The 13,112-nt window shown below is 51.9% G+C and carries 6 protein-coding genes; all 6 read right to left on the bottom strand.

What is annotated here, in order from left to right; all coding sequences use genetic code 11:
* Positions 1-10: 10 nt before the first annotated feature.
* Positions 11-1,930 (bottom strand): hypothetical protein, encoded by a 1,920-nt coding sequence (locus ACTF5Z_RS01685; RefSeq protein ID WP_438984252.1) that lies wholly within the window; start codon positions 1,928-1,930, stop codon positions 11-13.
* Positions 1,927-3,903, bottom strand: a complete 1,977-nt coding sequence (locus tag ACTF5Z_RS01680; protein ID WP_438984251.1) for a heme-binding protein — start codon at positions 3,901-3,903, stop codon at positions 1,927-1,929. The genes ACTF5Z_RS01685 and ACTF5Z_RS01680 overlap by 4 nt, the downstream gene beginning before the upstream one ends.
* Positions 3,900-5,630: a cytochrome c3 family protein gene (locus tag ACTF5Z_RS01675; RefSeq protein WP_438984250.1), complete on the bottom strand. Its 1,731-nt coding sequence runs from the start codon at positions 5,628-5,630 to the stop codon at positions 3,900-3,902. The genes ACTF5Z_RS01680 and ACTF5Z_RS01675 overlap by 4 nt, the downstream gene beginning before the upstream one ends.
* A gap of 4 nt (positions 5,631-5,634) precedes the next feature.
* On the bottom strand, positions 5,635-6,513 hold the full coding sequence (locus ACTF5Z_RS01670) for a hypothetical protein (RefSeq protein WP_438984249.1): 879 nt from the start codon (positions 6,511-6,513) through the stop codon (positions 5,635-5,637).
* On the bottom strand, positions 6,513-8,984 hold the full coding sequence (locus tag ACTF5Z_RS01665; RefSeq protein ID WP_438984248.1) for a cyclic nucleotide-binding domain-containing protein: 2,472 nt from the start codon (positions 8,982-8,984) through the stop codon (positions 6,513-6,515). Before ACTF5Z_RS01665 ends, ACTF5Z_RS01670 begins: the two co-directional genes overlap by 1 nt.
* Positions 8,985-9,171: 187 nt before the next feature.
* Positions 9,172-13,112 (bottom strand): Ig-like domain-containing protein (locus ACTF5Z_RS01660; protein WP_438984247.1); only part of this gene is annotated, 3,941 nt, incomplete at its 5' end.

Here is a 13,112-nt window from a genome sequence, read left to right as displayed (position 1 = left end):
AAATAGTTCATCAGAAAGTCAACACCGCATTTAAAAGCACCGACACAGGGTCGTCGTCGCCAAATAATTGTTGGTAACCATTGCCACTCAAGAGCTGAGCGTAAGACAGCCGAACTACAACATTCTGCGTCATGAAAGGTCGGTATGTGAGTGAGGCAGACAGGTCATAACCAATATGCCGGTCAATGCCCGCTTGCGCCCGAGCCACTTCGAGCACTGAGGTATCGGCAAACGCCAAATAATTGGCATTCAATGACAACCGCAACTCCGGCAAAATATCCATATCGGTACCCAAGCCAGCGAGCAGCACACCCGGGTTAGTAAAGTTGGACTGGCCGTGCTCTTTTGATGAACGTAGCGAGTTCAAAATGCCATTACGTTGAGAAAGTGCAACGCGTCCTCCTCCAATTAGAGGCACACCCTGACGTATCCAATAGCTGGTGTCAGCACCAGCGAATTGCGGATTCTCGAAAATGGCATCAAAGCCCTGACTTTTACCGTCATAGGGGTCATCATCGCCGGAGCCGTACAACAAAGAGCCACGCACCCGTATCCAGTCAAAATCAATCGAAGGCTCCGCTGCAATAAAATAGGCCTCTATATCCGATACACTGTTCGTGAAGACACTATCTTGCTCTTCACCAAAGGCCAAATACAGCGACGTCGTTAAGTTAAGTCGACCAAAGTGCCCATCACCGGAGTAACCCAAGTAATACACATCGTAATCACGTAGCCGTTCTTGTCCAAGTGAGGCAGGGCGTTGAATAAACTGATTGGTGTCGTAAAAGGGCTTTTCACTTTCTCGGTTACGATTGTAGATTAACGAGAACTGCGAGAAAAAACCTAAGCGTGGTTTATCTTGCAGATAGACATTAGCCACAAACACATCATCGTCGCGCCATGATTCACTCAGATCATTCAAACCACTATTAGTGTCTTTTTCTAAACGCCGAAACCAGGCGAGATTGTACTGATACTTGTTGTTGTTCCTATTGCCAAACAAGCGCACACCAAATGGCACGTCCTGGAATAAAAACCCCCTAAAGTCACTGGAAAATGGCTGTATCCCTACGCGCACACTGTCAAAGTCATACCGGTCTGATACGTTGCGGAGGTGGCGGTCAACAAACAGAGTCTGAATACCCACGTGGTTGTCCTCACGTAAACGCCCTACGGCTGGGTTGGCATTAGTTCCCAGCGTTTCGCCCAAACGGACCGCGTTGTAGTTAAAAACAGGAATAAAGCGATATTCCCAATCGGGCGGCCTAAATACGGTATCGCCCTTGTAATACACGAACTCTACCGCCGTATTCTGGTTCCAAAACCCCTGCTGTACATTACCCAGCACATCCAAAGAACCCGCGGCATCGGTTGTTTGGCCGCCTACTGGTGTTGGCACGTCTCGAAATTCATACACCGTATCCGAGATTGCGGTGATATTAAAAAACCAATCGTCGTGAATTGGCTTATCGCCTTTTATGGTGTTTTGATTGTAGGGGTCCCACCAATTATCTTCATACCCTAAAGCGTCCACAATACGCCAGCGATCGGGAATAGGCACTGCCGCAACAAATTGCTCGACACTGGGTTTGGGTACCGGCGAGAAGCGTCTCGCCACGTACTCTTTGACACCACTACCCGCGTCCTTCACAACGGTTTGCGTGCGCACCGACGATCCAGTGCCGGGTGCGACCGGCTCAGACTGACGCGTCGCGCCCGAATAGACCTGATCGTACGTCGGTCGACATTCTTGCGCGACCCCGGGCCGGCGACGTTTCGGCTGGGCATGTTCAGCGCGTATCACGCCGGGTCGGCAATCTTGGCGGGCCGCAGCACCTGCATCATCGGGGTGAGGATGAGCAAACACGCTGGCAGACAAAAAAACCGAAACGCTCGCTATAGTGAAAGTAGGGTGGAATTGTTTCATCATTTACCCTCACATACACGTTGCTCGTCTGAGTCAATAAAAGGCGTCTGCGGGCATTGAATGTAGCGCAAACGCTCGCCTTGTGGACTCAGATTATCTGCCCGAATTTCCGGTGGTGCGTTATTAATTGCGCCGTCCAAAGCCAAGCCAGCATGGTGAACCCCTAAAAAGCTGATCATGTCATCTTGCTCGATGCCATCACCAGACACGCCAATTCCGCCAATGAGGGTATCGCCCCGGTAGATCGGTACACTGCCCGGAAAAATCTGAGCACCGTTCGCTAAACGTTGCCCCGGAGCTTCGACACAGCCAGTCACTGCATCGTTTGCCGAAGCCCCAACCGCAAATATCACGTGCGTTAACAGCTGGTTCATAACTAAGTCGGATTGCAGCCCGGTAGAGAAAGGACTCCATTCATTATTCGCAAACGATTTCGAAAAAGGCCCGTGCGGATTCCCGCGAATACCGTCTGGATAGAAGGGTCTCGACAAGTTACCTCCCGCGCGATCGGAAAACGCCGTGCCATCCGACAGCGCTTGAGGCCCGATAAACAGCCGCGCCGCCTCGACATAATCACCGAGGTTGACCTCTGCTTTCAGCGACAAATCAGGATTTAAGTATCTTGTAGGTGTCGCTATCGCCTGCAAATAATCGCCGGCATCTCTCGATGAAAAGAAGGTCGCTGTTCGTGCCTTTTGCAAAGATACATCGGCTCCGAATACAGGGCCGTCCTCGGTTCGAGCCATACCCAAAATAGCGCCATTAGTATCCACAATGCTGACGGTCACTCGAGCTGAAGTGCCCAAGGGACGACGAATTTGCGCTCGAGATTTATTCGCTATCGTCAGCGCCTCCCGTAAGAGCGTTTCTACTTCGGTCGCAATCAGACGGCGGTCTCCCAGAGATGCGTCGTCGGTCCCATCCATTGGCGGATAACGAACTTGACCCGATTGGTTGTAAAAGGTGTAAGCATTCAGATCATCAAATAAGTCGTAGGGTGCAATGCCAGACTCTATCGCGCCGAAGCGAACGCCCGCTAAGATTTCGCCGCCACCGTATCCCGGAACGTCCACCAATGCACCACTTGTCAAACTGTCATAACTCGGCGCATTCTCGGGCGACACCGTCAAATCCGAAAACCCAACATCACTGAATCGAAACGTTTTACCCTCTACGGTAATTCGATCAGCACGTCGGTCATTGGGTGCGGCAAACCCAAAGGTGCCAGCAAGTGCGATGAGCTCGTCAACATCACGGTCGACGTCAAGGATGTTTTTATCAATAGAGTAAAGCCCATCCGCAATGACACCAATGCCTCCCACTGGCGTTCCATCTTTGTATAATGGAAACCCACCGGGGTCAGCGGCTAATCCAAGAGGAGAACGCTGTGGCCCAACTTGCGAGCCTGGTGACGCACCGGACAGCGAAAAATCAGAACAGGCAAGTTGGCTGAACTGAACCCCGAACAGCGGGCCAGCTGGCTGATTTCGTTCGCCAGGATTAAAGTGTTCTTGCACAATTTGGTTGGCTGTCCGGGTAGTGAAGGCATTGCCCTCGCTCGACAAATACGCCCCTGTCAGCGCTTTCGCAATGGCTGCGATCGCATCCCCCGCGGCTCCTTCAGGAAGGATCAATCCTTCAAGACCCGTGGACACGAGCACAGGCTGACTTGTAGCAATTTCTATCGAAGGTGCTATAGCCGCCATACGATGCACAGCCAGCACATTTCCCACCCGGTCGACCACCGCAATGGTGGCATCAACGCCAAGCGCCTGCGCCTGATCGATGGCTTGCGCTAACACCTGCTCAACGTCATCCACGCTCAAAACGTCGGCCGTTTGCGCACACTGCCCATCACACAGAATTTCCGACGCTGATTCAACGACGGCCTGAGCGGGAGCGCTCGCACCGCCACCTCCCCCACCACAAGCGGAGAGCAGGGTCAGTAATGTCATCAGATATAAAGACTTCGTCATTTTTCTAACCACTTAAATACCCAAGCATCGGCGTTGGGATTGACTCCTCTGCGATCGCCTCGCGCAAGAACGGAAGAAACGCCCTCATCCGGATGAAACCAATGACAACTCACGCACTCTGAACCCTCAGCTTGAACGTCGGCATTGTGACAGTCGAAGCACAGATCAATACCGGGCATGAGTACATCGTTGGCCGAAACTGAAGTCGTAGCCTCGTGACAGTCCCCGCAGACGTCATTACCTACGCGGCCATCAATCACCTCATGGGGTCGGTGATCAAATTTTGCGTACATAAACCAATCCTCGGTTTGATGCACCGAACTCACTTCATAACGTTTGGCAATATCTTGGCTGTTATTGTCATTGACTTCGTGGCAGGTCACACACCCTGTGTCTTCAAACTGGTATCGAGCTTCGCGCTTTGCCTCCCACTGCGCACAGGTGTAAGGGGCATCGATACACACAGTTCGATATTCACTGGGCGAGCCCAGCCGTCTTCGATCAGGTACTTGCGCACTATTAGCAGCGCCCAGAAACGTTCGCAAATAGTGACCCTCAATGACCGTATACACTTCGCGAGCACTCGCGTGAGGTAGTTCAAAGTCTGGGGTTACCGGGTCAAATGCCAAAGAGTGGCATGCTTCGCAATGCGCCTGCATGTTGACCGGCTCGAAACTCCTTCGGTCTGGTGTCAATGTATGACAACTGCCGCATTCAAGTGCAACACCGGAATCCTTATCCGCAACTTTATCACTATCTAAATGCACCTCGTGATTGAACTTAAGACCGGAGTTGTCTACGGCCCCACCACTAAACAGCGGTTGACGTGTCCATTGGGACCCAACGGGCGATTCTGTTTGATCCAAGACTGCCACTTTAAATTGAGGATGCTGATCAGGAGCAAAGGCAGACACAGGAATGACAGGCTGCCCCTCGGCAGCAGTCCAAGACTCTGAATCAACATGGCAATCCGTACACAGACTATCTGTCTGAGCGATTAGGGTAGCGGGCTCATTGTGCTCACGGTGACAGCTCGCGCAGCGCATAGCTTCTAAGCCAAGGTCAGCATGAAAATTCACATCAGCGTGCTCATTGAGCGTTTTGTGACAGGCAAGACACGCGTCATCTTGTGTCATTACAAAGGGTTGAACATGACAGGCATCGCACTGCTCAGCGACACCCGCCGCATTATGCACACTCGACAGAGGACCGCTAGACCAATGAACATCACTCGGCCAGCCAGCAGATGTCACTACTTCCTCAAAGTTTGGTTCTTTCAACGCGTAATACGGCACGACAAAGCACAACAGAGTGACAGCACACATTAAGAACCAAGACATGCGACGCATGGACCAAGGTATTGGGGGCTTACCCATGATGGTTGCGAGGTTATCGACTGGGTCGATTGAACCACTTAGCAAAACCCCAAGATCAAATCCGGATGGCGGCAAGAACAAGGACAGAGTCAAGCCCGAAATTTCAAGCGTATCGCCGTGACTCAAAAGTACACGTTTCTTCAATACCCCGTCGACGAGTAAGTTACGTGAACCGGAGCGCACCAGTACCGATTCGGGATCGTTTGCAACGATCGAAACCGAAGACTTTAAACCTGGCAGTAAGACGTCATCTTTTGCTGCGGGCCCGAGAGTCAACCGTTTAGCGGTGATACCACTATCGACGGTCTCTCCGTTATCGCCTCCGATGGTTTGACGTACTAAAAACTCCATAGCGCTACCAGTAAAAGAAAACAACAACGATGTGGATGGACAGCGCGACCAAGAGAGCTAGCGTCATCGGCACATGAAAAAACAGCCATATTTTTAGGTGGGCACTCAAGCGCAAATCTTCGCGCATTCGACTCAAAAGAACCCTCCTGCGCCCAAATAAATCCATTAAGTCGTTAAGTACCTCAGCTTCTCGCCGTGTGCGCGCGTTGGGAATATGTCTTGCTAGATAGTCGATCACAGCCTCTTGGTCTGCATTCGAAACCAAGCCTTGCTTTGGGAGATTGACTCGAGATCGGTCAAGACCCCACAACTGCGCCCAAATTGACTCCCCTATAGCGGTTAAGCTCTGAGCGCTTAAACCCATTGTCTGGGTATCAGCATCGGCTTTTGCGGCCACCGACTGAATATCTGTATCAATCGAACGCAACTCATCAATCCACGCATCACGATCTTTTCCTGCTCGGTTATGAGCCTGCGCTTGCGGCAAGCGCAGATACACAAACAAGCCGTACAACCCTGAACCTATGACCCCGCACATCAAAGCATAAGCTAAAGTGTGTACATTCCATCCAAACTGCCAAGCACAATGGAGAGTGGCCACCAATAACAGCGCCAAACCCAAATAGACGTGCGCCGAAGCCCAACCGGCGACCGTACCAATTCGACTGCTGTATCGACGTTTGCGAATGCCCAGCAAACTCAGCCAAACAATTAAACAAGCCCCAATAGTGCCCAAGGTATAACCCTGCCAAGTGCCACCATTAGGAGGCTGCAAACCGGTAGGCGCTTGAGTGTAATACAGAGCCAAGCTCACCACCGATAACAGCACTGCCCACCAAAGGTAGCGCCGACCGCCATGCGTTAGTAAGCCTTTACTTTGCATCACATGGCCTCCACATAATCAACGAACTGATCTGGGGTCAGCCGTGTTATTGCACTGGCAGGACAGGCTCGAACACAGGCTGGACCACCCTTTACGGTCCTGCAGGCGTCGCATTTTGTGGCTTTCTTGCGATTATCCTCGCCCTCTGCTTTCAAACCTGAGTCGCCGGGCCCTGTGCCTGCTCCGAACAACAGCCAAGACAACAAGCCAGGCTTACTGGGCGGATCGTAGCGCAAAGTTATCGCATCATACGGGCAATTTGTCTCGCAGTTGCCGCATCCAATACAGTTATCGGTAATGTAAACTTCGCCGTCCGCAGAGCGTCTAATGGCGTCTGTAGGGCAATCTTTCATGCAGTGAGGTAATTCACAGTGACGACAATTGATCGGCACATGCAAACCATCAAGCGAAGCACCTTGTTTTCGATTGAGGCGGGAAATACCACCGTGCGTCTCGGCGCAGGCTTTTTCACAATTATCACAGCCGACACAGAGATTTTCGTTAATCAAAAGTGCGCTGGTAGCCTCGCCCATGCCTTCATCCATCAAAAACCCAATCGCCCGTGCAGATTCCGACTTCGAAGCAAGGTTATTGACTTTGGTTAAAACTGAGCTCAAGCGATCTTGCAGCACGGGCAAATAATCGGCCGATCCACCGATCAACTGCAAAAATTGCGTCTGCCGAATGGGCAGAGTTTCGGTCCTAACCGAGGCCATGGCCGTTTCTCGGCGCCGCGGCGCCCCCATTAACGCCATTTGCCCAACCAGTTCACCCGAGTAATGCTGATTCACAACCTGAGCCGTACCATCCCGAGTTAACGCTACACGCCCCCGACGAATCAAGTGAAGACAATCGCCTTCTTCTCCTTGATGAAACAGCGCTTCCCCCGCTTCGTAAGTAGCAGGCTGTATAGAATCAGCAATCTTTGTGAGCTGAGCCATCGACAGATTCGCGCGAAAGGCGGCCATCAGGGCGCGCACTTTAAAGATTTGATCAATACCGTCGCGAATCTCCTCGTTCGAGTTCATCAATTTGACCATGACACGCCGCGGCGTCTCGATCACGATGCTATCGCGCTTGACAATGGCAGAACCTTCGCGCGGACGGCCCGAAATCAAACTGGTCTCACCAAAAAACTGACCCTGCTCAATGGTCTGCCATGGTCCATCTTGTTCTAACTGAAGCTCAACTTCACCTTCAACTAGGGTATAGAACGTTGTGCTGAATTCACCGTGCTTATACAGAACATGACCCGGTGGTAGCAGCTGGGTATGACGATCGAGCGGTATACTCGGTTTCTTGACCTCATCCGAGCAGTAGACAATCCGGCTCTCGATAATCAACTCACGGAAGGCGAGCGCATTCATCCGCCGGAACATCGGAACGCGCTTTTGATACAGTGACAACACCTCCTCAGCATCCATAACATAAGGTAGTCCAGCGAACTGACTGGCTATCAGGGGATAATCAGCGGGGCGCGTCTCTTTGCCGTGAATGAAGTCGACAACATCATAGCCCTGGTTCATCGCCTGCTTGATGAGAGGATATCCACCCAAAGCACCTATAATATAAAGGCCTGGCACACTGCTTTGGTATTTTTGGTCCAAATCCGGTATGGCGTCTGCATGGGGGCTGGATATGGTTATACCCGCATCTTCGACAAATTTTCGAGGAGGAATCGTACCTAAGCGAGCGATGATACGATGACAAGGTATACGTTCCTCGCCGTTTGGACCTACAAGAGTAATGGCGCCCATGCCACCATCTTCAGCAGGATGTTCTAACGAGCCAACATTACTTTCGTAAGCACAGCGCAGTGACACGTTATCATTGTTAATAGCGGCAAGAATAGCGTTCAAATTGCCTTCTTTCGCGCGACTGAATTCTGATCGACGATTCACGATCACAACAGTGTTTTGCTTTGCTAACCCAATGGCATTCTCAATCGCCGCATCGCCTGCACCAACAACTACAATTGTCTCACCTGAAAACTCTTCGGGATCGTCAAGCGTGTATTGCACAAAATCACTCTCGGCGTCACCCGGCACACCTAAGGCACGCGGATTACCTTGCGTACCAATCGCCAACACCACGTATTCAGCCCGAACCACCGACCCCGAGGCCAACTGCAAGATGAAGTCGCCTTGCTGCCCCGATATTTTGGTAACCTCTGCATCGTACTGCACATTGATTGCGTTTGCGTGGATGCTTTCATCCCACGAGCCCAAAATGGCTTCTCGCTTGCCAGCGGAAAAGGGTACCGGCGAGCGCAAATCCAAAAAACCAGGCTCATCCATAACGTGCTTGCCTTTTTGGTATTTTTGAATGGTCTTAGCAAAGGTACTAAAACCCTCCAGCAAGACATGGGTTGGGGCACTCATCCCAGACTCTTTATCGTATTGCGCCGCTCTTGCTGCGGCGCTGAGGCCTGCTGGCCCCCCGCCAATAACGGCGATTTGGTACTTCGTCATTTTGATCGTCCCCCCGTTTCCAAGACCCAAGTCCTTGAAACTTGATCAGAAAAACCTTCGGCCACGTGATCGCGGCTCTCTCGTCCACCGGCCCATCAAAAGGGACCTTACACTATGAAGCTGCCTCAAAAAGTTTCGTCGGCAATAGCCGTTTTATCCCAAACGACATCCATGTTTTAAATAGCACCTAAAAAGGCTTGTCCCAACGAATGCCAACCGAATACCCCTCTCGGGTGTAGCCTCGGTAATCCTGATAGAACTGGTAACTCACAAAACCAGAAATACCCATCACAAACTGACCCGACACGTTCACCGAAATATCGTAGTAACCCTCATCATCTTTTTGATTCGTAATCGCAAAGCGTGAGGTGCCATCCGCAAAGTTATCCCCATTCGCTAATCGCACAACAACGGTGTCATCCGAGCCTTCTTTCTCGCGTACGTAGGCTGCTCTAATGCCAGGAATAAGCACGCCCCAGTCGGTCGACCATGAGTAGTCCATTTGTAAACCTGCACTCATACGAGTCGACTGGATCGTCTGCTCACCCACTTCAAAGGCCCAAGCATCGGACCCTTTGATGGCACGCTCTTTAAACCCATCGATCGTGCCATCCGAGTAGAAGAACGAGAGTATGGGCCCAAAGCGGAAGCCATTTTTGTTATACATATAGCCCGTATTGATACCGTACGATAACTGGGTTCCCGCGGTATCACCCCGTTGCGTTGCCGAGAAGTCACCGGTATTTAGCGTGTACTCAATGTTACGCAAAGTCGAGTAATCTGAGCTACCGTACGAGATCAAACCATCAACATACCACGCCTCAGTAATTTGCCATCCACCGTATACCGACATACCCCAGTTTTCGATCGTCGACTCGTCGCCCCGCGTATCGTAGGTGACATCGGTTTGGCCAAAGTTAAAAGCTAGACCGCCATACAAGTTGTCTTTAAAGCGGTAGTCACCCCCGATGGTCAGGTTCCAACTATCCGATTCGTAACCCATTTGCGTATCGGTTGCGTCTCGATCACCAAAGTCCAAATCACCCTGGATAAAGATGCCAAGCTTACCAAAGTCGATAAAGCTCTCTTCGCTATCACCCTCGCCCGCTGCGAAGCCCAACAATGCGTTCACAGCTTCTTGCAACGCTATAGTCGGGATCGACTGCTTACCATAACGAATGTTCAGACCATCAACCGAGACCGAGCCGCCGCCACCACCGGTATTGACGACCTGCATGCGCTGGCCTACTGCTTGAGTCTGATTGCTAGTCGTTGCAATAGCCGTATCGGATAGGGTACCGACCTCTTCGTAATTAATTTCTTCTACCGCTTCTTTTACCTGCTCCGAGCTATTTTCACCCGACTTCAGACTCTGACAAGCGCTACCCAAAGAAGATTGCTGGCCACTCGACACACCCTGGCCGATCGAGCTGTTACAGTCAGTGTTCACGGTAGCCGCCAGGGACTTGGTCTCTTGTTGTACGACTTCGACCTGAGCAACCTCTTCAACATCATCCTCGATGTCACGGAAGTCTTCGACTTCTTCCTCGATTTGTTCTTCGGAGCAACCGTTCTCGTCAACATCTTGACCTGCGGGTGTGCTCGGGCAGTTGTCAGCCGTATTGGGCACGCCATCACCATCAAAGTCATCGGCTTCTTGCGTGGCACACCCCGTTCCATCCACTTTTGAACCAGGATCAGTGTTAACGCACTGGTCAATCGAGTCCAAATAGCCGTCACCGTCTGAGTCGCCATCAATATCCAATGTGACTTGGTAGTTTCTAGAATTTAACTGGCCATCGGTCACGTAAAAGAAGAAGGTATCAGTGCCCACAAACCCAGGTTCGGGCTTGTAGGTAAAGCGCCCATTGCCATCCACATTGGCAAAACCGTCTTTAGGCGCAATCGCTAACACATAACGAATTGGGTCGAGTTCAGCATCCGTAGCCGCTGGCAACAAACTCGCGAGAGCCTGATCGGTGGTGACTTTGTACTGGGCGGAGGCAGCCACCGGCGCGGTGTTTGTCGCCTTAGCCGCGACAATGTTGATGGTCGCAGTCGCCGACGCTGTACCACCACTACCGTCACTGACCTGATACGTTATGGTTGCCGTGCCTGTAAACCCGGGGGCAGCGACGTAGTCAATGGTGTTGTCATCACTGACCGTTGCGGTACCGCTGTCCGCGGTAGCTGAGGTCAATATCAGTAAATCACCGTCTGCATCCGTATCGTTCGCCAACACATCGATGTCTTTAGCGCGCCCGCCCTCAACTACTGTGAACGGACCATCAGCAACCGCTACCGGCGCGCGATTAGTAATAGTGGCGGGGCCCGTAACTGTCGCTTTACCATTACCAATACCGCCTTTGCCGTCTGTAATTGTATAGCGGATGGTATCTGAACCGTCGAACGCCGAGGGCTTGGTGTACACAATCGTACCGTCCGGTTTAGCCGAAATGCGGCCATCATCTGCCGAGGCATTCAGCAACTCAATGGGGTCGCCATCGGGGTCAACGTCATTAGTCAGGACGTTGAAAGTAATTTGGGTCTCCTCTAAGGCAATAGTGAAAGGACCATCGGGCAGAGCACGAGGGGCAGTGTTCGTCAGCCCAGCGCTTACCATTACCGTGAATATCGCCGAATCGCGGCCACCCTCGCCGTCTGACACCGTATAAGTCACAACATCATTACCCGAGAAGCCAGCTCCTGGGGTGTAGTTCAGGCTTGAATCCGAGTTAATCGTGACCGACCCGTATTGAGCGCTTGCTTGAATCACAGTCAAGGCACTGCCATCGGGGTCGGTGTCGTTCGCCAACACATTGATATTTGCAATCGGCGTCTCAAACGGTGTTGTTAACGAGGGGTCGTCATTAGCCGACGGAATCTCATTACTTGGGCCTTCATCGACACTGACTACGGTAACAATTACCACCGCCGAGTCTCGTGCACCGCGCCCGTCGTCAACTGTATACGTAATCACGTCGTCACCAATGAAGCCCGAGTTCGGTGTGTACGACAATGTCCCGTCTGCATTTACCGTAACAGACCCATTTGGGGCGGTGGCAGATACGATGGTCAGGGCATCTCCGTCGGCATCGGTATCATTAGCCAACACATCGCCGGTCGTTGCAACCTCACCCTCAAAAATCGTGACCGCGGCATCGTCATTGGCAATGGGCGCAAAGTTATCAGGAATCACCTCGATAGTAACCGTCGCAGTAGCGGTCTGCCCTAGGGTATCTTGAATGGTGTAGGTGACTTGTACCGAAGTCGCTGGCGTATCTTTTGGTACCGTTAATGACAAGCTCGTAGGTGAACTCACCGTCACAGTGCCCTCGGTAGTGGTCGCGCTAACGAGAGTGATCTCGTCGCCATCCAAATCGCTGTCGTTGCTCAAGATACGATCTAGAACAATCGTTGTGCCCGCTTCCATAACGAGCCCAGTATCATCAACAGCTGTTGGCGGGCTGTTAGACTGCAATACCGTGACGCTAGCAGTTCCCGTCGCAGTTAAGCCGCTGGGATCGCTAATAACGTAAGTTACCGTCGCCTGTCCACTAAACCCGCTATTTGGCGTGAAGGTGATGGTCTGATCAGCATTCAACACAGCTTGTCCGTTTGCACTGCTCGCCGAAGCGATGCTAATCACATCTCCATCGATATCGCTGTCGTTAGCCAGCACATTTTCGAGGGTAACGGCAGTTTCAAAAGGCGTAACATAACCGCTGTCATTAACCACCGTTGGTGGATCATTGACTGGTGCCACAACCACCTTAACCTGAGCGGTGCCTGTGCCGCCATTACCGTCCGAGACGGTATAGGTCACGGTGTCTGTGCCGTTAAAATCTTGGTTAGGCGTGTAAACGAGGTTGGCGCCACTCACGGCCACCGACCCGGATATCGCAGTAGCTGACACCAAGCTCAGCGTATCGCTGTCGACATCGGTGTCGTTACTTAACACCCCAGTAATTGTGACTGTTTCATCTTCTAAGGTATTTTCATCGGGATCATTGTTAGCTACCGGCGCGTCGTTGACGTTACTCACTGTGATACTCACCACCGCCGTCGCAGCACCTCCTTCGCCGTCAGTCACCTCAACCGTAAAGCTGTCAGGACCAACGTAGCCCG

This window comes from Aequoribacter sp. (genome assembly GCF_965659035.1).
GTDB lineage: Bacteria > Pseudomonadota > Gammaproteobacteria > Pseudomonadales > Halieaceae > Aequoribacter.
Note: the sequence above shows the minus strand (reverse complement) of the source record. Positions and strands in the feature narration are given on the sequence as shown.

Bases quoted from the DNA above. Each gene is read 5' to 3' on its own strand.
- ACTF5Z_RS01665 (WP_438984248.1), bottom strand. From the start codon at position 8,984: ATGACGAAGTACCAAATCGCCGTTATTGGCGGGGGGCCAGCAGGCCTC.
- ACTF5Z_RS01675 (WP_438984250.1), bottom strand. From the start codon at position 5,630: ATGGAGTTTTTAGTACGTCAAACCATCGGAGGCGATAACGGAGAGACC.
- ACTF5Z_RS01685 (WP_438984252.1), bottom strand. From the start codon at position 1,930: ATGATGAAACAATTCCACCCTACTTTCACTATAGCGAGCGTTTCGGTT.
- ACTF5Z_RS01670 (WP_438984249.1), bottom strand. From the start codon at position 6,513: ATGCAAAGTAAAGGCTTACTAACGCATGGCGGTCGGCGCTACCTTTGG.
- ACTF5Z_RS01680 (WP_438984251.1), bottom strand. From the start codon at position 3,903: ATGACGAAGTCTTTATATCTGATGACATTACTGACCCTGCTCTCCGCT.